This is a genomic window from Novosphingobium sp. GW821-FHT09E05, assembly GCF_059416165.1.
In genome coordinates, this window is the sequence record NZ_JBWKOQ010000001.1 from 817173 (window position 1) to 840148 (window position 22976).

Below are 22976 nucleotides of genomic sequence, written 5' to 3' on the forward strand. Positions count from 1 at the left end.
GCACAGGCGCAGGGCGACATTTGGCTCCGTGGAGCGTCCGGGCCTCTCCACCGTTGCAGGCGGGGCCGACCGCCTTCGCGGGGGCGACGGCAGGTTATGAGCGCGCACCATAGAAGCCCGGCGCCGTCATGGCCGCGGGATGACGACAGTCCCCATTGTCATGACGCCATCCGCGCCCATCTATGGAGCTGGCGAAATCGGCGCCCGCCTCTTGATGGCCGCGAACAAATCTGGAACACAGCCTTCCCATGAGTCTCACCCACATCACCGTGCGCGGCGCGCGCGAGCATAACCTCAAGGGCTTCGACATCGCGCTCCCGCGCGAGAAGCTGATCGTCATCACTGGGCTCTCGGGCTCGGGCAAGTCGAGCCTCGCGTTCGACACGATCTATGCCGAGGGCCAGCGCCGCTACGTCGAGAGCCTGAGCGCCTATGCGCGCCAGTTCCTCGAGATGATGCAGAAGCCCGATGTCGAGCATATCGACGGCCTCAGCCCGGCGATCTCGATCGAGCAGAAGACCACCAGCCGCAACCCGCGCTCGACGGTGGCCACCGTGACCGAGATCTGGGACTACATGCGCCTGCTCTGGGCGCGCGTGGGCATTCCCTATTCGCCCGCCACCGGCCTGCCGATCGAGGCGCAGACCGTCTCCAACATGGTCGACCGGGTGATGGAACTGCCCGAGGGCACGCGCCTCTACCTGCTCGCCCCCGCCGTGCGCGGCCGCAAGGGCGAATACCGCAAGGAACTCGCCGAGTGGCAGAAGGCGGGCTACACCCGCGTGCGGATCGACGGCGAATTCTACGCGATCGAGGACGCGCCCGCGCTCGACAAGAAGTACAAGCACGACATCGAAGTCGTGGTCGACCGTATCGCGGTGAAGGACGGTATCCAGACGCGCCTTGCCGACAGCTTCGAGCAGGCGCTCAAGCTGGCCGAGGGGCTGGTCTATGCCGATCTCGCGGATACCACGGTGGCGGAACTGGCCGGCGAGGCTGCGCCCGCTGCAAAGAAGAGCAGGGCCAAGGCCAAGGCCGCCGAGGCCGAGCCGGCCGAAACCGCTGCTCCCGCCAAGGGCATGAAGAACGCCGGGCTCCCCGCCAACCGCATCGTCTTCTCCGAGAAGTTTGCCTGCCCGGTCAGCGGCTTCACGATCGAGGAGATCGAGCCGCGCCTGTTCTCGTTCAACGCGCCGCAGGGGGCCTGCCCGGCCTGCGACGGCCTGGGTGAGAAGCTGCTGTTCGACCCCCAGCTGGTCGTGCCGAACGAGCACCTGACGCTCAAGCAGGGCGCGGTGGTGCCCTGGGCCAAGTCGAACCCGCCGAGCCCCTACTACATGCAGGTGCTCTCCAGCCTGGCGAAGCACTTCGGCTTCGACCTGACGACGCCGTGGGACGCGCTAAGCCCCGAGGTGAAGATCGTCATCCTCTATGGCACCGCCGGCAAGGCCGTGCCGCTGACGTTCAAGGACGGGCGCAAGGAATATACCGTCAACAAGGCGTTCGAGGGCGTCATCGGCAACCTCAACCGCCGCCTGATCCAAACCGACAGCGCCTGGATGCGCGAGGAGCTGACCAAGTTCCAGACCGCGCAGCCCTGCGAGACCTGCCACGGCAAGCGCCTCAAGCCCGAGGCCCTGTCGGTCAAGATCGCCGGCAGCGACATCGCCGACGCCGCGCGCTTCTCGGTGTCGGACGGCTATGCGTGGTTCGGCGAGCTGGAAGCCAAGCTCACCGACCAGCAGAAGCAGATCGCCAAGGCCATCCTCAAGGAGATCAACGAGCGGCTCGGCTTCCTCAACAACGTCGGGCTCGACTACCTCAACCTCGACCGTACCTCGGGCACGCTCTCGGGCGGCGAGAGCCAGCGCATCCGCCTCGCCAGCCAGATCGGCTCGGGCCTCTCGGGCGTGCTCTACGTGCTCGACGAGCCCAGCATCGGCCTGCACCAGCGCGACAACGACATGCTGCTCGTCACCCTCAAGCGCCTGCGCGACCTCGGCAACACCGTGATCGTGGTCGAGCATGACGAGGACGCCATCCGCACCGCCGACTACATCGTCGACCTCGGCCCCGGCGCCGGCGTCCACGGCGGCGAGGTGGTGGCCGAGGGCACGCTCAAGCAGGTGCTCAAGTCCAAGGACAGCCTCACCGCCGCCTATCTCAACGGCACGCGGGCGATCGAGGTGCCGAAGAAGCGCCGCAAGGGCAACGGCAGCTTCGTCACGGTGGAGAACGCGCGCGCCAACAACCTGCGCGGGGTGACGGCGAAGTTCCCGCTCGGCACCTTCTGCTGCGTGACGGGCGTGTCGGGCTCGGGCAAGTCCTCGCTCACCATCGACACGCTGCAGGCGGGCGCCAGCCGCCAGCTCAACGGCGCGCGGGTGATCGCGGGCGCGCACGACAGGATCAAGGGCCTGGAGAAGTGCGACAAGGTCATCGAGATCGACCAGTCGCCGATCGGCCGCACGCCGCGCTCGAACCCGGCTACCTACACCGGCGCCTTCACCCAGATCCGCGACTGGTTCGCCGGCCTCCCCGAGAGCCAGGCGCGCGGGTACAAGCCGGGGCGCTTCAGCTTCAACGTCAAGGGCGGCCGCTGCGAGGCGTGCCAGGGCGACGGCCTCATCAAGATCGAGATGCACTTCCTCCCCGACGTCTACGTGACGTGCGAGGAATGCCACGGCAAGCGCTACAACCGCGAGACGCTGGACGTGAAGTTCAAGGGCCTCTCGATCGCCGACGTGCTCGACATGACGATCGAGGACGCCGAGGAGTTCTTCAAGGCGGTCCCCCCGATCCGCGACAAGATGCACATGCTCAACGAGGTCGGGCTCGGCTACGTCAAGGTCGGCCAGCAGGCCACCACGCTCTCGGGCGGCGAGGCGCAGCGCGTCAAGCTCGCCAAGGAACTGGCGCGCCGCTCGACCGGGCAGACGCTCTACATCCTCGACGAGCCCACCACCGGCCTCCACTTCGAGGACGTGCGCAAGCTCCTCGAAGTGCTGCACCGCCTGGTCGACCAGGGCAACTCGGTGATCGTCATCGAACACAACCTCGACGTCATCAAGACCGCCGACTGGATCATCGACATGGGCCCCGAAGGCGGCATCCGCGGCGGCGAGATCGTCGCCGTCGGCACCCCCGAGCAGGTCGTCAAGGAACCCCGCTCGTTCACCGGGCACTACCTGAAGCCGCTGCTGGGGAAGTGACGCGCATTCCTCCCTGTCGCGTAGCGACGGGGAGGAGGACCGCCCGGTTTACGCGAGGGTGAAGGACAGGAAGAAAGATGCGAGGGCCATCGCCCTCGCGCTCCCGGGAATATGGGCGTAGCGTCGAAGTTTTAGCTCTCGGTCTATTCGGACAGTTTCTCTTTGAGATTTTGCACCAAAGCAGCCAATTCAGACTCTGAATTTTGGACATAAATTGAGCACAGTCCGCGCCGGACAATAATCTCAGATATAAACCCTAATTTTTCACCAAGCTTTACAAAATATAGATGGTGATCGGTAGTATCTATCGCCACTTCGTTTATGCACGAAACGATCTTGTCTTGAGACACCGAAGGGCATTGGCATCGTTGCTGCACTAGGCTGGCAATGGATTCTGCATTTTGTTTGATGTAGCCGAATACAATTGCCTCAGGGGCGCCATCTGGTAGTTCAAGAACGTGATCGTTGCTCTCGGCAAGAGGCGGATTGTCGCCATCAATGACAGCGACGGCATTGTTCTTGATTGTAGGATTGGCGTTGTGATGTTTCAAAACTTCTACAACGTAGGGATAGCCTCCGGCCTTGTGTACCTCTACACGGTCAAGCAAGTTAGGAGCATATTGCCTAAGTATTTCACTGCACAAATCTTTTGCGAAATCATCTTCCACAAAAACTGCTCGTTCTTTGTATACTGTGCCAGTTAGTGCTCGAAGACTTTCGATCGTGAGCTTTCCCTGATAAGCTACGCCATCAATGCAACCCCAAATTGCTTTTGGTGGAAGTACATCAAGTGCATACTCCGAATGAGTAGTGAAAATTATCTGCGCCTTTTTGCGCTTAGCAACGTCGAAGAGATACTCGACCATTTTTCGTGTCGCGAGGGGATGTAGGCCATTTTCAATTTCTTCGATTAATATTAAAGCATTGTCGTCCGCTTCTTCAATTCTTGTGACCATTTCAATTATAGAGGCTTCGCCTGCTCCAAAATGAAACTGGGAATAATCATTCTTATTCTTTAGTCCTACGAGAATGGACTTTCCAGGATCATCTTTTATGGAAATACGCTCGTATCCCGATGCGTCTTTTCCGAGTATCCTCCCAACGCACCCCAGAATATAATCCGATATTACGTCTCGTGTTATATTTTTCTTTTGAGCCAAGCCGATAAACTGCTTAAATTTCGCCTGTTCATTTGCCGGAACAGTGCGCTGAATAGGTATAACAATGACCTCACGATCTGGGATGTTGTCGCGTCGCCATTTTGCAGACACAAATCGTGCGTTGCGTGTAAAGATGCCATCTTTGTTGATTTTACGATCTATAACGTCGTAGTCTATGCGCCAATTAGACATGCTATTATCCCCGATATTAGACTTCGGGAAAAAATCGCCTGGCTTGACCGATTTGTACGCAAGAGCGGCTGCTCCTAGAACGGTCGATTTGCCGCCGCCGTTGGTGCCAATAATTGCCGTAACGGGGAAATCGAATGACACCGTCTGGTGTCCGAAACTTCTGACATTCGACATTTTCAAGGACGGGAGATATTTTCCGTAAGATAATTTCTTTACGCGTTCTTCTAGGTTATCGATGTCAGACTGTTGGACGTCCATAATCTCTCCAATGTGCAATAAGTAGGTAGTGACATACGACTTTCATTTTCGCAAGTTCGCATAAAGCGTTGGTATTAAACATATAAGTTGCCCACTTTCCTACACACCCCCACATGCGATAAATATCCGTCCCCCTCGGCATGCCCTCGCGGCGCGCCCTGGGCTTTCGTGGCTTTCCTCTTGGGCGAGGTGGACGATGACGGACGTTTTGGGCGGTTTCGGTGTGGACGATGGCGCGCGTGAGGGGCCTGTGCCCCTCCACCACCCTGCGGGTGGTCGCCCTCCCCGTTCCGGGGAGGAACGGGCGCGGTTCGGGCGGGGGTGGATTCCGGGGGACCGCGATATCGGGGTGCCGGAGGACGACCTGGGCTTTGGGCGCGGCGCGGGTCGGTGCGCGGCGGAGGGCGATCCCGGCCTGCGCCGGGATGACGACGGGGGGCCGCACGACGACCGGGGCCCGCACGAGGAAGGGGGGGCGCGCGACGAAGGGGCCTCGCACACGGCCTGGGATGCGGAACGAAAGGTGCGGTTCCTCGATCATCTGGCGGGCAAGGGCGACGTGTCCTCGGCCTGTGCGCGGGTGGGGATGAGCCGGACCTCGGCCTACCTGCTGCGGCGGCGCGACGCGGTCTTCGCACGGGGCTGGGCGGCGGCGCTGGTGCTGGCGCGCCACCATGCCGAGGAAGTGCTGGCGACGCGCGCGCTCGACGGGACCGAGGAGGCGGTGTGGTTCCGCGGCGAGCTGGTCGGCACCCGGCGGCGCTACGACGCGCGGCTGCTGCTGGCGCACCTCGGGCGGCTCGACCGGCAGGCGGAAGCGCTCGGCGGGGCGGGCGGGGGCGATGCCGGGCGCTTCGGCGAACTGCTCGCGCTGGTCGCGGGCGAGCGGCCCGAACCCGGCCTGTGCGGGGCCGGCGCCGGGCCGGACGACCTGCCGATGCCGCGGGCCGACTATGTCGAGGCGACCGCCCGGCCCGAGCATGTCGCCGCCAACGAGGCCTGGATCGACGCGGCCGAGGCGATCGACGCCGCCTTCGAGGCCGAGCACGGCTTCGCGCCGGGCGAAGACGACGGGCTCGGCGGGGTCGGCGGGGTCGGCGGCGGCGCGGCGCGCGGCCCCGTGCCGGACCCGGTCTATCCGCCCGCGCCCGACCTCGCGCGGTTCGAGGCGGCGAGCGCGGCGCGCTGGGACGCCTGGCGCTCGCGCGCCTTCGCCCGCGTCGATGCGCTGCTGGCGGGGGTCCTCGAGGTCAAGTCGATGGAGGGCGCCCTGGACCGTGTAAACCGTGTAAACCTCTCGGCTCGTCGGCCGCTCGGCACGGCTGGACAAAAGGTTCGCGGGGGCGGGAACGCGGGGGCGGGTTCGCGGTTATCTCTGTGAAGGCCGGCGCGGCGCTTCCCCCACCCCTCCCGAGCTGCGCCGGCCGACACTTTCCCTCCCAGATAGAGAGATGGCCGCGCGCAGGTGCTCAGTCGCCGAGGACGGCCAGTTCGACCTTGCCGCTGCCCCTGGCGAGAATGCCGATTTCCTCGGCGGCGGCGTCCGACAGGTCGATCACGCGGTTGCCGTGGAACGGCCCGCGGTCGTTGACGGTGACGACGACGCTCTCGCCGTTGGCCGGATTGGTCACCTCGACCTGGGTGCCGAAGGGCAGGGTGCGGTGCGCGCAGGTGAGCGCGTCGGGGTCGAAGCGCTGGCCGCTGGCGGTGCGCGCGCCCTTGAGGTGGCGGCCGTAGTAGCTGGCGACGCCGCCGGCGATAGGCTCGCGCGGGAGTTCGAGCGAAGGGGCGGCGGGAGCAGGCAGCATGGACACGGGAACTTCCGGGGCCACGGCGGCGTTGACGGCAAGAACTCCGGAATCGGCGTGGACAGGACCCGCGAGGGTCAGGACAGTCGCAGCGCAAAGCGCCGCCAGTCGGCCGGTTCGACGGAATTTCAAGAAAGCCCCACTTCGTCGTTGACGATGCGGGACTCCTAAAGGTGTGCGTTCACGGTGGCTACCCATGCAAAAGCGGCCCGTCGCGCTATGGCAACGGGCCGACTGATGCGGTTAAGCTTCCGGAAAGACTCTAGCGGCCCTGCTGGGCGAGCAGGCGCAGGCGCAGGGCGTTGAGCTTGATGAAGCCGGCCGCGTCCTTCTGGTCGTAGGCGCCGGCATCGTCCTCGAAGGTGACGTGGCGCTCGGAGTACAGCGAATCGGGACTCTTGCGGCCGACCACCGAGACCGAGCCCTTGTAGAGCTTGAGGCGGACGGTGCCGTTGACGCGGGCCTGGCTGTGGTCGATCGCGGCCTGCAGCATCTCGCGCTCGGGGGCGAACCAGAAGCCGTTGTAGATGAGCTCGGCGTACTTGGGCATGAGCTCGTCCTTGAGGTGCGCGGCGCCGCGGTCGAGCGTGATCTGCTCGATGCCGCGGTGGGCGCGCGCGTAGATCTCGCCGCCCGGCGTCTCGTACATGCCGCGCGACTTCATGCCGACGAAGCGGTTCTCGACGAGGTCGAGACGGCCGATGCCGTGCTTGCGGCCCAGCTCATTGAGCTGGGTCAGCAGGGTGGCGGGGCTCATTGCCTCGCCGTTGAGGGCGATGCCGTCACCGCGCGCGAAGTCGATGGTGATGTATTCGGGCGCGTCGGGCGCGTCCTCGGGGTTGACGGTGCGCGAGTAGACGTAGTCTGGCGTCTCCTCCCACGGGTCCTCGAGCACCTTGCCCTCGGACGAGGTGTGCAGGAGGTTGGCGTCGGTGGAGAACGGGCTCTCGCCGCGCTTGTCCTTGGGTACGGGGATCTGGTGCTGCTCTGCCCAGGCGATGAGGGCGGTGCGGCTGGTCAGATCCCACTCGCGCCAGGGGGCGATGACCTTGATGTTGGGGTCGAGCGCGTAGGCGGAGAGTTCGAAGCGGACCTGGTCGTTGCCCTTGCCGGTGGCGCCGTGGGCGACGGCGTCGGCGCCGGTCTCGTGGGCGATCTCGATCAGGCGCTTGGAGATCAGCGGGCGAGCGATGGAGGTGCCGAGGAGATAGTCACCCTCGTAGCGGGCATTGGCGCGCATCATCGGGAAGACGAAGTCGCGCACGAATTCCTCGCGCAGGTCGTCGATGTAGATGTTCTCGTCGGGCAGGCCCATCAGCTTGGCCTTGGCGCGGGCGGGCTCGAGTTCCTCGCCCTGGCCGAGGTCGGCGGTGAAGGTCACCACCTCGCAGTTGTAGTTGACCTGCAGCCACTTGAGGATGACGCTGGTGTCGAGGCCGCCGGAGTAGGCGAGGACGACCTTCTTGATGGTGTCGGACATGGGCAACGGCTCCGCGAGAATGGGCGGTGAATGGTTGGGCGCGCGGCTAGCAGGTGCGCCGCCGGATCGCAATGCGCATCACTCGCCGGGCAATTGCTTCTCCGCTTCCGCCAGGTAGTCGCGGGAGAGGGGCAGGGCGTGGCGGCTGCGGGTGTACTGGATCTGGTAGTTGCACATGCCGCCGCTTTCGAAGGCGGCGGTGGCCCCGGCGAGGTAGAATATCCACATCCGGTAGAAGCGCTCGTCCATGAGGGCGACGATGGCGTCCCTGTTGGCGACGCAGCGCTTGTACCATTCGCGCAGGGTGAGGGCGTAGTGCAGGCGCAGCGTCTCGATGTCGGTGGCGATAAGGCGGACCTTCTCGCTGGCGGCGAGGGTTTCGCTGAGCGCCGGGATGTAGCCGCCTGGGAAGATGTACTTGCGCGTGAAGGCGTCGGTGGAGCCGGGGCCTCCCATGCGGCCGATGGTGTGGAGCAGCATCACCCCTTCGTCGGTCAGCAGGTTCGCGCAGTCGCGGAAGAAACGCCCGAACTGGGCCTGTCCGACATGCTCGAACATGCCGACCGAGACGATGCGGTCGAACCTGTCGCCCCTTGCGGCGAGGTCGCGGTAGTCGATGAGCTCGAACTCGACGCGGTCCGCAACGCCGGCCTCGGCGGCGCGGGTGCGGGCCAGCGCGAGCTGCTCCTCGCTCAGCGTGATGCCCTTGACCGAGACGCCGCAGTTCTTCGCGAGGTAGATGGCCATGCCGCCCCAGCCGCAGCCGATGTCGAGCACCTTCTGGCCCGGCTCCAGCGCCAGCTTGGCGGCGATGTGGGCGAGCTTCGCGCTTTGCGCCTGCTCGAGCGTCATGCCCTCACGCGGCCAGTAGGCGCAGGAATACTGCATGTGCTCGGTGTCGAGGAACAGGCGGTAGAGGTCGTTGCCGACGTCGTAGTGGTGGGCGATGTTGGCCTTGGCGCTGGCCGCCCGGTTGATGCCGTCGATCAGGGTGAGCGCCTTGCTTCCCACTTTCTTGAGCATCGAGACGTCGTCGAACGAGCCGCCGCGGTCCCAGGGCTTGTTGCCGCGCAGCAGTTCGATGAGGGCCATGATGTCGCCCTCCTCGACCACCAGCTGGCCGTCCATGAAGGCCTCCGCCGCGCCCAGCCTCGGATCGCGCAGGATGCGGCGTTCGCCGGACTTGTCGGTGAAGCGGATGCGGACTTGCGGGAAGCCGTCCTGCGGCGTGCCGAAACGGCGCAGGCTGCCATCGGGACGGAGGACCTCAAGGACACCGCGGCGGACGCCGCGCTCGAGGAAGCGGTCAAGGATTGCCATTGGGGGTTTCTGCGGGGGTGCGCCCACGCGCGCAAGGGGGCGCGGGTTGCAAAGAGTACATAATTTCGAATGCAGGACGCACGCGTCTCACTGCCGGGCCAGGAACAGCACGTCGCGCGGCTGGGCGGTCAGGTGCTGGCCCGAATCGACGTAGAGCGTCTCGCCGCTGGCCAGCCAGCCGCCGGCGAGGAACAGCGCGGCTCCGGCGACGTCCTGCGCGGTGGCGCGGCGGCGCAGCAGGTTCATGCGGTGCGAGACTTCGGCCTCGGCTTCGGTCTGGTCGTGACTGGCGAGGATCGCGCCCGGCGCGATGCCGTAGACGCGGTCGCGCTCGTCGGTCCGCGCCATCGACAGCATCGGGATGGTGGCGGCGAGCGCGTGCTTGCTCATCGTGTACGAGAAGAAATCGGGGTTGGGATTGACCAGCTTCTGGTCGGTGACGTGGATCAGCCGCCGCCCCCCCGCCGCGCGTGCATGGCCGAGGAAGGCCTGCCCGAGCCGCGCCGGGGTCGCGGCGTTGACGCGCAGGGCCGACGTGAAGATCGCCGGGTCGAGCGCCTCCGCGCTGTCGATGTCGAACACGCCCGCGCAGTTGACCAGCACGCGCCAGTCTCCGAGCCGGGCCGCCAGCGCCTCCACCATCGCCGGGCCCTGGTCCCAGTCGTCGAGGTCGGCGGAGACGATCTCGGCGGAGGGAAGCTCGGCCGCCAGCGCCTCGGCCTGCGCCTGCGAGCGGCCGTAGTGGATCACGACATGCCAGCCCGCGTCTCCGAAAGCGCGGGCGATCGCCGCGCCGATCCGCTTGGCGCCGCCGGTCACCAGCATGGCGGGACGGCCCTGCGATTCGCTCATCGCCGGGCGTCCCGGGCGGTCGCAAGCCGGCCAAGTTTACACGGTTTACACGGTCCTGGGAGAAGAGCGCGGAGCCCCGGCGCGGCGGCCGGGCGGGCAACCGGGCGAGGCGTAAGTGCCTGAGAAGCGAGTGTCTGGACCATGGTTTCCCTTGGAGCATAGGCCGCCGGCGTAGGAAAGGGCCTGGGCCTTGAAGGCGGCCCGGATCGCCTTGGCGCAGCGCCTCGGGCTTGCATATGCGGGCGGGGGGTGCGGCTCGGTGCGCCCTGCTGCGGGCATCGTATGGTACCAGCCGGTGGGGTGCCGAAAACGAAAAAAGCGCGCCGTCCGGGGACGGCGCGCCTCTCTCAGGGGACCCTTAAAGCGGATCAGCGGCAGCGCGAACGCGAGCCCGAACCGCCGCGATCGATTTCGCGGCCGAGGACGGCGCCGCCGGCTGCGCCCAGCAGGGTGCCGACGGTGCGGTCACCGCGGGTATCGACTGCACGACCGGCCAGGGCGCCAGCGACGCCGCCGACCAGCAGGCCGGTGGTGCCGTTGTTCTTCTTGCAGCGATAACGGCCGTCGTTGCCCTTCCAGTAGCGGACGCCGTCGTTGGTGCGGTGGTACTTGCGGTTGTCGCGTGCCTCGGCGGGGACGGAAACAGCCATCATGGCCGGGGCGGCGAGTGCCATCATGGTGGCGGCGAGAATGATTTTACGCATGGGAGTGTGCCCTCATTTGTAGCGTGGAATGATCTGGTAACGCCGCTCTTCGTTCATTGATCCACAACGTCAGATGAACGCTTCGTTGTGATCGAAAAACTCTGACGAGGCGCGCGGCAGGCGCGACGAGCGGTGCGAGGATGTTGCTGCCAGACATAAACCGCGCCCTTTCCATAAGGTTGCGTCCGTGGGCGCGGGCGGTCCAATTTCGGCAACGGCGCGCGCGAACTATAGCGTTGGCGGCGCCGCAGCCGCGCCGATAGAGCGAGGCGGTTCATCCGGAGGATCTGCCGTGCCGCTCATTCGCGCCTTCCACCTTGCGCTGGCTTCGCTTCTGGCGGGCGCCCTGGCGCTGCCAGCGCCTGCCTGCGCCGCGCCGGAACGGCGCAAGGTCATCATCGACCAGGATGCGTTCGAGGGACCGGGGCTCCAGCCGATCCTCATGCTGCTCCAGGACCCGACCGTCGAGGTGCTGGGCATCACCACCGTCAGCGGCGATGGCTGGGCGCCCGAGGAGACGGCGGCGACGCTGCGGATGCTCGAACTGGTCGGGCGGACCGAGGTGCCGGTGGTCGAGGGCGCGGTGTTCCCGCTCGTCAACACGCGCGAGAGCACGCGGCGGCGCGAGGCGCTCCATGGCCCGATGCCCTACAAGGGCGCGTGGATGGACAGCTGGCCGGCCTACAACACCATGAAGCGCCGCGAGCCGCACGGTCCCTTCGAAGTGCCGCCGCTGCCCGAGGGCATGCCCAAGACCAAGGCTCGCGCCGGCTCGGCGGCGGAATTCCTGCTGGAGATGTCGCGCCGGTATCCCGGACAGGTCAGCGTTATCGCCATGGGCCCGCTGACCAACCTCGCGCTCGCCCAGCGGCTCGACCCGGGTTTCGCGGACCGGCTGAAGGAACTGGTCACCGAGGGCGGCAACTTCATCGCCAGCGATACCGGCGGGGATCATGACGAGTTCGCGATGCAGACCGCCTATGCCCCGCGCATGTCCTTCAACCACTTCTTCGACCCCGAGGCCGCGCACATCGTCTTCACCACGAAATGGCGGCGGCTGGTGCTGGTGACGGGCGATGCCAACGAGGGCATCTTCGGCACCCAGGCGCTGATCGACCAGGCGGCGGCGAGCGGCAAGCCTGTCGGGCGCTACGTGGCGCAGACGGCGCAGGCGGGCTTCCCGTTGTGGGACGAAGTGCAGGCGGCGGCATGGCTCGACCCGTCCATCGTCCGGCGCGGGGGGCGGATGGCCATGGACGTCGACCTCATGCCCGGCGCCAACTATGGCGCGCTGCTCACCTGGCCGGCGGGCAAGGGGCCGGGGCTGGGAGAGCAGGGCGTGGACGTCGTGTCCCGCGTCGACAAGGCGCGGGTGGAGGGGATCTTCGTGGATCTGCTGGGGCGGTGAGCGAAAACAATCCTCCCCGTAGTCTGCGCCGACGGGGAGGATTCGGCTTACCTCACCGGCACTTCATGTCGCCCTTGTCGATCTCGCGGCCGGCGACGCCGCCGAGAACGCCGCCCAGGATCGTCCCGATGGTCTTGTCGCGGCTGCCGGCTATCTGGTTGCCCGCCAGCGCGCCTACCCCGGCGCCGATGATGAGGCCGGTCGTGCCGTTGTCGCGCTTGCAGTAGTAGCGGCCGTCGTTGCCGCGCCAGACGTGGGAATTGCGGTCGATGCGGCGCGGCTGGGAATAGCGGCCGCGCGAATCGTAGGCGCTGGCGCGGCGGTCGTAGCCGCGATAGTCACGGCGATCATCGCGTCGGTCGTACCGCCGGTCGTCTCTGCGGTCGCGCCGGTCGTCGCGGTCGCGGCGATCGTCACGGTCGCGCTGGGACCATTGCTGGTCGGCGAAGGCGGGGGCCACCGGGAGGGCGGCGGCAGTGGCGGCGAAGGCGGCGAGCGCCAGCAGGGTTTTCTTCATCGTGCTTGCTCCTGCGCGGATTTGGTCCGAACCATGGGTACGGGGTTTGCGAAGACGGAACGCGCAAACGCTTGATAGGCTGCGGAGAACTACGTGATGTTGCTCGATTTGGTCGACGTGTTCGGCTCCGGCCCGCTCACCGGCAATCCGCTGGCGGTGGTGCGCGGGGGCGAGGGGCTCGACGGCGCGGCGATGCTGCGGCTGACGCGCTGGCTGGGTTTCTCGGAGACGACCTTCCTGCTCCCGCCGACCGATCCCGCCGCCGATTACCGCGTGCGCATCTTCTACCCGGCAGGCGAGCTGCCCTTTGCCGGACACCCGACGCTCGGCACCGCGCACGCGTGGCTGGCCGCCGGAGGCGTCCCGCGCGAGAAGGGCCGGGTGGTGCAGGAATGCGGCATCGGCCTCGTCGATGTGCGCGCCCAGGCAGATGGTGACGGCGAGCGCCTTGCCTTCCGCGCGCCGCCGCTGATCCGCTCCGGCCCGCTCGATGCCGACGACCTCGCGGAAACGCTGCGGCTGACGGGCGCGGACGTGGGCGATGTCGTCGCCGCTGTCCATGCCGCCAACGGGCCGGGGTGGAAGCTGCTGCACCTCGCCTCGGCCGAGGCGGTGCTGGCGGCCGATCCCGCACCCCGCGCGCCGATGGGCACCGATGTGGCGCTGCTGGGGCCCTGCGCCCCGGGCAGCGCGGCGCAGTTCGAGGTGCGCGCGTTCTTCGCCGCCGCCCCCTCGGGCAAGCTGGTCGAGGACCCGGTGACCGGCAGCCTCAACGCCGCGATCGCGCAGTACCTGTTCGCCAGCGGGCAGGCGCAGGGCAGCTACGTCGCCGCGCAGGGCCGCAAGGTGGGCGCCGATGGACTGGTCCACTGCTCGCAGGGCGAGGGCGGCGAAGTGTGGATCGCTGGGCGGGTGGAGACGGTTTCGCGCGGCGGGGCGCTCACAATGTAATCGTCGTCCCCGCGAAGGCGGGGACCGCTGTCGTTCCTTTAGGCGGTGACTGTCGGTGAGACCGCGCCTCAGGAGTACCCCGCGGTCCCAGCTTTCGCTGGGACGACGGCTGTTGGTGGAGCCTCAGCCTGCTTTCTTCGGCAGCGCGATCTCGGCGGTGCCGGTGCACATGGTGGTGCCCTTCTGGTTCTTCATCAGGTGCTTGACGTGGATGAGCGCGCGGCCCTCGTCATCGACCGACTTGTCGACCACTTCGGCGGTCTGGATCGTCGCATCGCCGGTCAGCGCCGGGCCGCGGTAGTTGGCGACCGAGTGGACGACCATGCCGTACTCGCCCGCCCAGCCCGAGAGGTAGTCGGTCACCCACGATCCCATCGAGGCGCCGTAGCCGTAGCCGCGCGGCATGCCGATCTTCCGGGCGAACTTGGGGAACAGGTGTCCGCGCGAGGGGCCGTAATAGGCGCCGTCGGTGAGGAAGGGATTGACCTTGAGCATGACGGGATCGTTCTCGTACCCGGCCATTTCCTTGGTGAAGCCCATCGCCTCCAGATCCTGGACGCGCAGGTCGATCGCGCCCCAGGTGTTGACGATGAAGGCGCGCCATTCGGTCGCGAAGCTGGCGATCGAGTGGGGGCCAAAGACGCGCTCGGGCAGCTGGTCGCCCACGGTCACGTCGTCCCACCAGCGCTCGGCGTGGCCGAGGTCGTGGAGCACCTGGACCCAGGCGAAGCGGCGCGCCTCGATGTCCTCGATCTCGGCGTCGGTCCATTCCGGCTCCTCGAAGTCGGCGGTCTTGACGTTGTCGCCGCCGGCAGCGGCGCGGTAGCGGATCGAGGTGGAGCGCTGGCGCGCGATCGCCTCGCCGTCCTGGTTGGAATAGTTGTTGTCGCCGCGCTGGAACACGGTGGGCCCGAAGCCGGTCTGCTTGAGCGTGTAGTCGAAGGGAATGCGGGTGTTGGTGACGATGTCGCCCGGGCGGATGCGGGGGCCGTAGAACCACCACTCATCGCCGCCGAACAGCAGGTGCGAATCGGCGAGGCGGCCGACGCAGGCGGGCGCGGCGCCGTGGCCGTCGTCGGTGGCGATCGCGAAGCTCTGCGGCGCGACGAGGCCGCCCCAGCGGCTGGCGTTCGCGGTCTCGGGGTCGAAGTGGACGAGGTTGGGATAGTGCATCGCATGGACCCAGCGGCGGATGTCGTTGGGGGCGATGGCCTCGCGCAGGGGCGAGAAGTCCATCGGCTTGCCGAGGTACTGGTCGATGTCGGACGTGTCGAAGTCGTCGCTCATTTCAGGTGTCACTCTCTCAGGAATGTCAGAACTGGCGCTCGCCGGTGGCGTCGCTCATCTTGAAGACGGGGATGGGCTCGAGCGCCTTGAGCATGACCAGCGGGAGCACGCGGTCGGTGGCCTTCTGGTAGCTATCGTAGAAGGGGTGGCAGTCGGCCATGAACGCCCAGACCTTCTCGCGCTCCGCCCCCTCGGGCTCGCGCCAGGTGCCGCGGAAGGCCTGGGTGGCGACCTGGAAGTCGACCGTGTCCTGCTCGATCAGGTTGAGATACCAGGCGGGGTGGTGGTCGGCGCCGCCCTTGGACGCGCAGATCACGACCTCGCCGCCGATGTCAGCGTAGCAGAGCGGGGTGATGAAGACCTTGCCGCTCTTTCGGCCGATGTACTTGATCATGCAGTGGGTCGCGAAGGCGCGGCCGCCCACCGGCGTGATGTCCATGATGTGGCCCTGCGCGCCGCCCGATTCGAGATACATCTCGCGGTGCTGGGTGGCCCAGTCCTTGCGGGTGTCGCGGATCGCGGCTGACGATTCGTCGCTCATGGCTCTTTGTATCCTCTCCTGCCGAAGCGCGCGGAGGATGGCCGATGGAGCGCGTGGGCGTCTAACCCCGAATGGGAACGGCGGGCAGGCATCGCCCCAGCGGTCCCGATGTTGCTGCGGGCCTCAGCCCGCCACCGCTTCCTTTTCGGGCGGGAAGGCGAGGTGGGCCAGCATGTTGTCGACGAAGCCTTCGTGCTGCGCCTTGGTCGCGGGCGTCGGGCGCAGCAGGATGTCGGAGCGGTAGCCGGACACTGCCGAGACGGTGAGCTGGGTCAGCCGCACGGCCTCGTCCTCGTCGAAGCGGCTGGTGAAGAAGCGGGTGATCGCGGCGCGCATCTTGGCGGGGCCGCGTGCGTAGAACATGTCCTTGATCTCCGGGAAGCGCTCGCCTTCGCTCACCACGAGGCGGTAGAGCAGCACCGAATTCTCGTTCAGCAGGCAGTCGAGGAACCGCAGGCAGGCGCGGCGCAGGGCCGGGGGCGAGAAGGTCTGGCCGGTGAGCACTTCGTCGATGTCGTTGGAGAACGTCTCGATATGCATGTCGATGACGGCGGCGAAGATGTCCTCCTTCGAGGCGAAATGCGCCCAGAGCGTGGCCTTCGAGCCGCCCAGCGCGTCCGATATCGCCGACATCGTCGTGGCCGCGTACCCCTGTTCGAGGAACAGGCGCGTGGCGACGGTCACGATCTCTGCGCGCTTGCGTGCCTTGTTGAGCTCTCGTTTACCCATTATTTCCGTCATAGTCGTACTATCCAGTACACTTTTCGTTTGACAGGATCAAGCAATACTTCGTAAAAAATGTACTGATGAGTACGCATATCACACCGCGATTCGCGGCAGTCTCGCTGCTGGCGATTTCCCTGTCCCTCGGAGCCTGCACGGCGCCCGACCTTGGCCCGCGCCCGCAGATGACGGCGCCCGCAGCGCTGGAGGCGGGCCGGTCGCTCGCTTCCGCCTCGGCGTCGCGCGACTGGCCGCACGAGCGCTGGTGGACCGTCTACGGCGACCCGCAGCTCGATGCGCTGGTGGACGAGGCGCTGGCCGGATCGCCGAGCGTGGCGGCCGCGCAGGCGCGCATCCGCCAGGCGCGCGGCGCCGCCGGGATCGCCGGCGCGGCGCTGCTGCCGACGCTGGGCGGGCAGGGCTCGGCCGGGGTGACCAAGCAGAGCTACAACAACGGCGTCCCCGCCGACTTCGTGCCCAAGGGCTGGAACAGCACCGGCACGCTCGCGCTCTCGGGCGACTTCGACCTCGACCTGTGGGGCGCCAACCGCAAGGCGCTCGCCGCCGCGACCTCGGAGGCCGAGGCGGCCGAGGCCGACGCCCGGCAGGCCGAGCTGATGATCTCGACCAACGTGGTGTCGTCCTACTTCGACCTCGCCCGGCTGGTGGAGCGCGGCAAGGCGCTGGACGATGCCAACACCGCGCGCAGCTCCTTCGTCGACCTGACCGGCCAGCGCGAGCAGGCCGGGCTCGACAACCAGGCCCCGCTGCGCCGCGCCCAGTCGGCCGCGGCCGCCGCGCGCGCCGAAAGTTCGGCCAATGCGGAACAGACCCTGCTGCGCCGTCATGCGCTCGCCGCGCTGCTCGGCAAGGGGCCGGACCGCGGCCTGTCGATCACCCCTCCGGCGATCGCCACCGTGCCCGTGTCGGGCGTGCCCGCCGACGCGGGGATCGAGCTTGCGGGCCGCCGTCCCGACATCGTCGCCGCGCGGCTCCGGGCCGAGGCGGCGGGCGCGCGGATCGACGTCGCCAAAGCGGCCTACATGCCCAACATCAGCCTGCGCGGCCTGTTCGGGCTGACCTCGCTGGGCCTGTCCAACCTGATCGACAGCGGCTCGACCTACGGCAATGCCGGCGGCGCGCTGAGCCTGCCGATCTTCCAGGGCGGGCGGCTCAAGGGCCAGTACACCCAGGCGCGCGGCGGCTACGACGCCGCTGTCGCCAACTACAACGAGACCGTCATCGGCGCGCTCCAGGAAGTCGCCGATGCGCTGGCCAGCCGCGAGGCCTCGATCGCGCAGGAGCGCGACACGGCCGAGGCGGCGCGCACCGCGCAGATCGCCTACGACCTGTCGATGCAGCGCTTCCGGGGCGGGCTCTCGACCTACCTCGACGCGCTGACCGCGCAGACCGCCGCGCTCGAGGCGCGCCGGGCCGCGGTCGATGCCCATTTCCGTACCCTCGCTCTGGAAGTCGCGCTGCAGCGCGCACTCGGCGGCGGGTTCGCAGACAATTCCAGTGAGAAGGCCACCGACGATGAGTGATGACGTGCAGCAGCAGCCGGCGGCACCTGCCAGCAATGACGGCAGCGGCAGCGTGGTCGAGAAGAAGAACCGCAAGCCGCTGCTGATCGGGCTGGCGGTGGTGGTCGTGGCGATCGCCGCGCTGTTCTTCCTCTACGACGTGTTCATCGGCAGCCGTTCGGTCTCGACCGACAACGCCTATGTCGGCGGCGAGAGCGCGGAAGTGACCCCGCTCACCGCCGGGCAGATCGCAGAAGTCCTCGTCACGGACACCCAGCCGGTGCGCAAGGGGCAGATCCTGTTCCGCCTCGACGACAAGGACCAGCGCATCTCGCTGGCCCAGGCCGAGGCCGGCTTCGAATATGCGCAGCGCCGCTACGGGCAGTCGCTGGCGAACAACAACGCGCTCGGCGCGGCGGCCGACGCCAGCGCCGCGCAGATCAACTCCGCCATCGCCAAGCAGGCGTCGGCGGCAGCCACGCTCGCCAAGGCCCGGGAAGACTTCCGCCGCCGTGCCGCGCTGGCCGAAGGCGGCGCCGTTTCGGGCGAGGAACTGACCTCGGCCCGACAGGCGCTGGCCTCGGCTGAGGCCGGCGCGCAGGAAGCCGCCGCCGCCGTCGTCCAGGCGCGCGCCAACACGAACAGCGCCCGCCGCCAGGAAGAGGCCTCGGTCGCCCTGACGCGCGGCACCTCGAACCAGACCGCGCCCGAAGTGCTGCTCGCCAAGGCGCAGCTCGCCACCGCCAAGCTGGCGATGGAGCGCACCGTGATCCGCGCGCCGATCGACGGCGTGGTCGCACGCCGCTCGATCCAGGTCGGCCAGAAGATCGACGTGGGCGTGGTCGCGATGATGATCGTGCCGGTGAACGCGCTCTACGTGGATGCCAACTTCAAGGAAGACCAGCTCGGCAAGGTCCGCTCGGGCCAGACCGCCATCGTCACCTCCGACTTCTACGGCGACGACGTGGAATATCACGGCAAGGTCGTCGGCTTCTCGGGCGGCACCGGCGCGGCGTTCTCGCTGATCCCGGCGCAGAACGCGACCGGCAACTGGATCAAGGTGGTGCAGCGCCTGCCGGTGCGCATCGAGCTCGATCCCAAGGAGCTCAGGGAGCACCCGCTGCGGATCGGCCTGTCGATGGAAGCCAAGATCGACCTGACGAGTAAGGACTGATGGCCAGCGCCGCAGCAGCGACGGGGTCGGGTAGCGCGGCCCAGCCCTTGACCGGCGCGAAGCTGGTGCTCGCCGGCCTCGTGCTGGCGATGGCCAACTTCATCGTCGTGCTCGACACGACGATCGCCAACGTTTCGGTCCCGCACATCGCCGGCGGCCTCGCCGTCTCGGTATCGAGCGGGACCTGGGTCATCACGTCCTACGCCGTCGCCGAGGCGATCTGCGTGCCGCTGACGGGCTGGCTTTCCAACCGCTTCGGCGCCTTGCGCGTGTTCATGCTGTCGCTGATCGGCTTCGGGCTGTTCTCGACCCTGTGCGGCCTGTCGAATTCGCTGTCGATGCTGGTGATCTTCCGGCTGGGGCAGGGCTTCTGCGGCGGTCCGCTGATGCCGCTGACGCAGACGCTGCTGCTGCGCATCTTCCCCAAGCACCTGCACCCCAAGGCCATGGCGATGTGGGCGATGACCATCGTCACCGCCCCGATCGCAGGGCCGATCCTGGGCGGCTACATCTCCGACAACTGGTCGTGGGAGTGGATCTTCTTCATCAACGTGCCGATCGTCATGCTGATCTTCTTCGGCGTATTCGTGCTGCTGCGCGGCGCGGAGACCCCCACCCAGAAGCTGCCGATCGACAAGGTCGGGCTGGTGCTGCTGGTGATCTGGGTCGGTGCGTTCCAGATGATGCTCGACCTCGGCCGCGACGAGGACTGGTTCTCCTCGCCCAAGATCCTCGCGCTGGGCTGCATCGCGGCGGTGTTCTTCGTGGTGTTCCTGATCTGGGAGCTCACCGAGGAACATCCGATCGTCAACATATCGGTGTTCCGACACCGAGGCTTCTCGGCCGCGACACTGTCGCTGACGATCGCCTTCGGCACCTACTTCGCCGCCATCGTGATCGTGCCGCAGTGGCTGCAGACCTCGATGGGATACACCGCGACCGACGCGGGCCTGGCGATGTCGTTCAGCGGGGTGCTGGCGGTGGTCGCCTCGCCGTTCGTGCCCAAGCTGATGCAGAAGTTCGACCCGCGCCTGATCGTGTTCATCGGCATCGCCTGGATCGGCGTGTGTTCGCTGATGCGCATGACCTGGTCGACCGACATCACGTTCTGGTCCATCGCCATGCCGCAGCTGCTGCAGGGGGTCGGAGTCTCGATGATGATCGTCCCGCTCACCACCATCAGCCTCAGCGCGGTCCTGCCGCACGAGACCGCCTCGGCCGCCGGCATCGCCAACTTCGGCCGGACGCTGGCGGGCGCGGTCGCCACCGCGATCGTCTCGACGCTGTGGAGCGACATGTCGCGCGACCGCGCGGACACGCTCGCGGGCACTCTCAACGGGGCCGTGGCGATTTCCGACAAGCTGCAGGCGCAGGGCTTCAGCGCCGAACAGGCCCGCGGCACCATCGCCCGGCTGGTCGAGAACCAGGGCACGGCGGTGGCGACGGCGGAACTCTTCGGCATCAGCGCCGTCGCGTTGTTCCTTGCCGCGTTCACCATCTGGCTCGCGCCGCGCCCGCCGAAGAACATAAAGCCCGCCGCCGGGCACTGAGGATCGGGTCCTTCGGGTCGCATCGAAGGTAACCTGAGCGTCCGGACCGGACGGAAGGACAGGCAGCCCCCCAGCCTCATGCCCTTCCGTCCGGCCGGCGCACCGTCTGGACGCAGGCCGGCCTTGTACTGCGGCGCCGGCGGCTCCATCCCCGGTCCATGACACAGGATGACCGCCGCCAGGCCCCCGCCACCGTCCGCAACCGCGCCCCGATCCTCGCGGTGCTGCGCGATGTCCTGCCGCTATCGGGCCGGGTGCTGGAAGTGGCCAGCGGCACCGGCGAACATGCCGTCCACTTCGCCGCCGCGCTGCCCGACCTGATCTGGCAGCCGAGCGACCCCGATCCCGGCGCGCTCGCCTCGATCGCCGCGTGGCGGGCCGAGGCGGGGCTCGCCAACCTGCGCGAACCCATCGTGCTCGATGCCGCGTCGTCCGATTGGCCCGATACGCCGGTCGAGGCCGTCGTGTGCATCAACATGATCCATATCAGCGCATGGGCGGCGACCGAGGGCCTGATGGCGGGCGCCGCGAAGGTGCTCGATTCGGGATGTCCTCTGGTGCTCTACGGGCCTTATCGCCGCGCCGACCGGTCGCTCGAACCGAGCAATGCCGCCTTCGACGAGGACCTCAAGCGGCGCAATCCCGACTGGGGCCTGCGCAGCGTCGAGAGCGTGCGCGCCTGCGCCCTCGACTGCGGCCTCGCCTTCGATCTGCTGGTGGAGATGCCGGCCAACAACCTGATGCTGGTCTTCAGGAAGCGCTGAAGCTGCGGCGCGCGAGGCGGGGCAGCACCAGCGCCTGCCCCACGGCGCGGGCGCCGAACAGGGCCGCGAAGGCCGCCCACAGCCCGTGGTTGCCGAAGGGCGCCAGCGACCAGAGCAGCACGAGGTAGAGCGCCAGCGCCGCCGCCATCGTCCCCAGCATCGCTCGGGTCCATCCGGCTCCCACGAACACCCCGTCGAACACGAAAGAGGCGACGCCCAGCAGCGGCAGCACGATCAGCCACGCGGCGTAGTCGCCCGTCGCCGCGATCACCTGCGGGTCGGTGCTGAACGCTCCTGCGAGCCACGCGCCGCCCAGCGCATAGGCGGCCGAGACGGCGAGCCCGGTCACGCCGCCCCAGACCAGCGCGGCGCGCACCGCCGCGTCGAACCGCTGTCGCTCCCCGGCGCCGATGGCCTCGCCGCAGAGCACCTGCGCGGCGCTTTCGAAGCCGTCGAGCAGCAGGGTGGCGAGCATGAACAGCTGGAACAGGATGCCGTTGGCGGCCAGCGTCACCGGCCCCGCCTGCGCGCCGCCGCGCGCGAAGATGAGGATCGCGCCGGTCAGCAGCAGCGTGCGCACGAAGAGGTCGCGGTTGAGCGCGAAGAGGCGCATCAGGTCGGCGCGTGCCCAGGTCGCCCGGAGGCGCAGCGCGGCGAAGGCCTCGCGCGCGGCGCCCTCGCGCACGACCACGGCGGCGAGCAGGGTGAACTTCAGCACCTCGGACAGGACCGTCGCGCTCGCCACTCCCGCGACGCCCCAGCGCACCACCAGCACCAGCAGCAGATCGAGCGCGATATGCGCGAGGTTGGCGGCGATCTCGACGCACAGGACATAGCGCAGGCGGCGCCGACCGATTAGCCAGCCCACCAGCACGCAGTTGACGAGCCAGACCGGCCCGGCCCAGTAGCGGATCGCGACGTAGCTCTGCGCATCGGCGCGCACCGGCCCGCTCGCTTCCAGCAGGTCGAGGCCCGCTGCGATCGTCCAGGGCATGGCCAGCAGCAGCAACGTGCCGATCCCCAGCGCCGCGGCCATCGCCCGCGCGAGCGTCGCGCCCTGCGCGCCGCCGTCCCCGCGTCCGCTCTCCTGCGCGGTGAGGGCGACGGTGCTCATGCGCAGGAAGTTGAAGACGTTGAGCAGGCCGAGCATGAACTTCGCGCCCAGCTCCACCGCGCCCTGCGCGGGCGCGTCGCCGAGGCGGCCGATCGCCCACATGTCGGCGAGCCCGAACAGCGCCGTGGCAACGTTGGTCAGCATCGCGGGCAGGGCGATCGACCACAGTTGGCGGGCGGTATCACGGCGGGTCAAAGGGGGTTCCGGGCTGGCTGCGCTTCGTGTGCGGCTCTATCCGACGGTGGAGGGGACCACAATCCGCGCGACCGGGACGAATCGCCGGTCCAGCGCCGCCGTCCACCCGCCCGAGCCGGCGGACTTGCTGCAGTGCGCAAAAGTGACCACGTAAAAGTTTGCTGACACGCCAAACAACCCTTGCGCGATGCCGCGAATTCAGGGAGATTGACGTTTAAGGAAAGCAGCGCCGGTAAATGCTGC

Annotated in this window: 19 protein-coding genes; 8 read left to right on the forward strand and 11 right to left on the reverse strand. The window is 67.5% G+C overall.

Annotated features, from left to right (window positions below; all coding sequences use genetic code 11):
* Positions 1-248: 248 nt before the first annotated feature.
* Entirely contained in the window at positions 249-3212 is a 2964-nt protein-coding gene (gene uvrA, locus AC07M9_RS03815; RefSeq protein ID WP_494881430.1) for an excinuclease ABC subunit UvrA, read from the forward strand.
* Positions 3213-3355: 143 nt separating this feature from the next.
* On the opposite strand, the gene AC07M9_RS03820 is transcribed toward uvrA, so the two are convergent.
* Positions 3356-4822, reverse strand: coding sequence for an ATP-dependent nuclease (locus AC07M9_RS03820; RefSeq protein ID WP_494881432.1), 1467 nt, complete (start codon positions 4820-4822; stop codon positions 3356-3358).
* A 523-nt stretch (positions 4823-5345) separates the two neighbouring features.
* Here AC07M9_RS03820 and AC07M9_RS03825 point away from each other — a divergent pair.
* On the forward strand, positions 5346-6203 hold the full coding sequence (locus tag AC07M9_RS03825) for a hypothetical protein (protein WP_494881434.1): 858 nt from the start codon (positions 5346-5348) through the stop codon (positions 6201-6203).
* Positions 6204-6291: 88 nt separating this feature from the next.
* Here AC07M9_RS03825 and AC07M9_RS03830 read toward each other — a convergent pair whose 3' ends face one another.
* The 5 genes from AC07M9_RS03830 to AC07M9_RS03850 form a co-directional block, all read right to left on the reverse strand.
* Positions 6292-6630, reverse strand: coding sequence for a septal ring lytic transglycosylase RlpA family protein (locus AC07M9_RS03830; RefSeq protein WP_494881436.1), 339 nt, complete (start codon positions 6628-6630; stop codon positions 6292-6294).
* Positions 6631-6892: 262 nt separating this feature from the next.
* Positions 6893-8110 carry an argininosuccinate synthase gene (locus AC07M9_RS03835; protein ID WP_494881438.1) on the reverse strand — a complete coding sequence of 406 codons (1218 nt, stop codon included), beginning with the start codon at positions 8108-8110 and terminating at the stop codon, positions 6893-6895.
* Between the two features lie 78 nt (positions 8111-8188).
* Positions 8189-9430: a class I SAM-dependent methyltransferase gene (locus tag AC07M9_RS03840; protein ID WP_494881440.1), complete on the reverse strand. Its 1242-nt coding sequence runs from the start codon at positions 9428-9430 to the stop codon at positions 8189-8191.
* Positions 9431-9517: 87 nt separating this feature from the next.
* On the reverse strand, positions 9518-10282 hold the full coding sequence (locus AC07M9_RS03845; RefSeq protein WP_494881442.1) for an SDR family oxidoreductase: 765 nt from the start codon (positions 10280-10282) through the stop codon (positions 9518-9520).
* Positions 10283-10650: 368 nt separating this feature from the next.
* On the reverse strand, positions 10651-10986 hold the full coding sequence (locus AC07M9_RS03850; protein ID WP_494881444.1) for a glycine zipper 2TM domain-containing protein: 336 nt from the start codon (positions 10984-10986) through the stop codon (positions 10651-10653).
* Between the two features lie 292 nt (positions 10987-11278).
* Here AC07M9_RS03850 and AC07M9_RS03855 point away from each other — a divergent pair, with 292 nt between their 5' ends.
* Positions 11279-12394, forward strand: a complete 1116-nt coding sequence (locus AC07M9_RS03855) for a nucleoside hydrolase (RefSeq protein ID WP_494881446.1) — start codon at positions 11279-11281, stop codon at positions 12392-12394.
* A gap of 52 nt (positions 12395-12446) precedes the next feature.
* On the opposite strand, the gene AC07M9_RS03860 is transcribed toward AC07M9_RS03855, so the two are convergent.
* A complete protein-coding gene (locus AC07M9_RS03860; RefSeq protein WP_494881447.1) occupies positions 12447-12911 on the reverse strand; it encodes a glycine zipper 2TM domain-containing protein in 465 nt (154 codons plus the stop codon).
* A 96-nt stretch (positions 12912-13007) separates the two neighbouring features.
* Here AC07M9_RS03860 and AC07M9_RS03865 point away from each other — a divergent pair, with 96 nt between their 5' ends.
* Positions 13008-13862 (forward strand): PhzF family phenazine biosynthesis protein, encoded by an 855-nt coding sequence (locus AC07M9_RS03865; RefSeq protein WP_494883883.1) that lies wholly within the window; start codon positions 13008-13010, stop codon positions 13860-13862.
* Between the two features lie 123 nt (positions 13863-13985).
* Here AC07M9_RS03865 and AC07M9_RS03870 read toward each other — a convergent pair whose 3' ends face one another.
* The 3 genes from AC07M9_RS03870 to AC07M9_RS03880 form a co-directional block, all read right to left on the reverse strand.
* On the reverse strand, positions 13986-15149 hold the full coding sequence (locus AC07M9_RS03870) for an FAS1-like dehydratase domain-containing protein (protein ID WP_494881449.1): 1164 nt from the start codon (positions 15147-15149) through the stop codon (positions 13986-13988).
* 25 nt (positions 15150-15174) lie between these two features.
* Complete coding sequence (locus AC07M9_RS03875; protein WP_494881451.1) at positions 15175-15690, reverse strand: nitroreductase/quinone reductase family protein; 516 nt, start codon at positions 15688-15690, stop codon at positions 15175-15177.
* Between the two features lie 123 nt (positions 15691-15813).
* Entirely contained in the window at positions 15814-16419 is a 606-nt protein-coding gene (locus AC07M9_RS03880; protein WP_494881453.1) for a TetR/AcrR family transcriptional regulator, read from the reverse strand.
* Between the two features lie 77 nt (positions 16420-16496).
* Here AC07M9_RS03880 and AC07M9_RS03885 point away from each other — a divergent pair, with 77 nt between their 5' ends.
* The 4 genes from AC07M9_RS03885 (at position 16497) to AC07M9_RS03900 (ending at position 21424) form a co-directional block, all read left to right on the forward strand.
* Entirely contained in the window at positions 16497-17957 is a 1461-nt protein-coding gene (locus AC07M9_RS03885) for an efflux transporter outer membrane subunit (RefSeq protein WP_494881455.1), read from the forward strand.
* Positions 17950-19110, forward strand: a complete 1161-nt coding sequence (locus AC07M9_RS03890) for an HlyD family secretion protein (RefSeq protein ID WP_494881457.1) — start codon at positions 17950-17952, stop codon at positions 19108-19110. The genes AC07M9_RS03885 and AC07M9_RS03890 overlap by 8 nt, the downstream gene beginning before the upstream one ends.
* Complete coding sequence (locus AC07M9_RS03895) at positions 19110-20660, forward strand: DHA2 family efflux MFS transporter permease subunit (RefSeq protein WP_494881459.1); 1551 nt, start codon at positions 19110-19112, stop codon at positions 20658-20660. Before AC07M9_RS03890 ends, AC07M9_RS03895 begins: the two co-directional genes overlap by 1 nt.
* Before the next feature lie 158 nt (positions 20661-20818).
* Complete coding sequence (locus AC07M9_RS03900; protein WP_494881461.1) at positions 20819-21424, forward strand: DUF938 domain-containing protein; 606 nt, start codon at positions 20819-20821, stop codon at positions 21422-21424.
* On the opposite strand, the gene AC07M9_RS03905 is transcribed toward AC07M9_RS03900, so the two are convergent.
* Positions 21411-22733, reverse strand: coding sequence for an MATE family efflux transporter (locus AC07M9_RS03905; protein ID WP_494881463.1), 1323 nt, complete (start codon positions 22731-22733; stop codon positions 21411-21413). The genes AC07M9_RS03900 and AC07M9_RS03905 overlap by 14 nt on opposite strands.
* Positions 22734-22976: the final 243 nt, after the last annotated feature.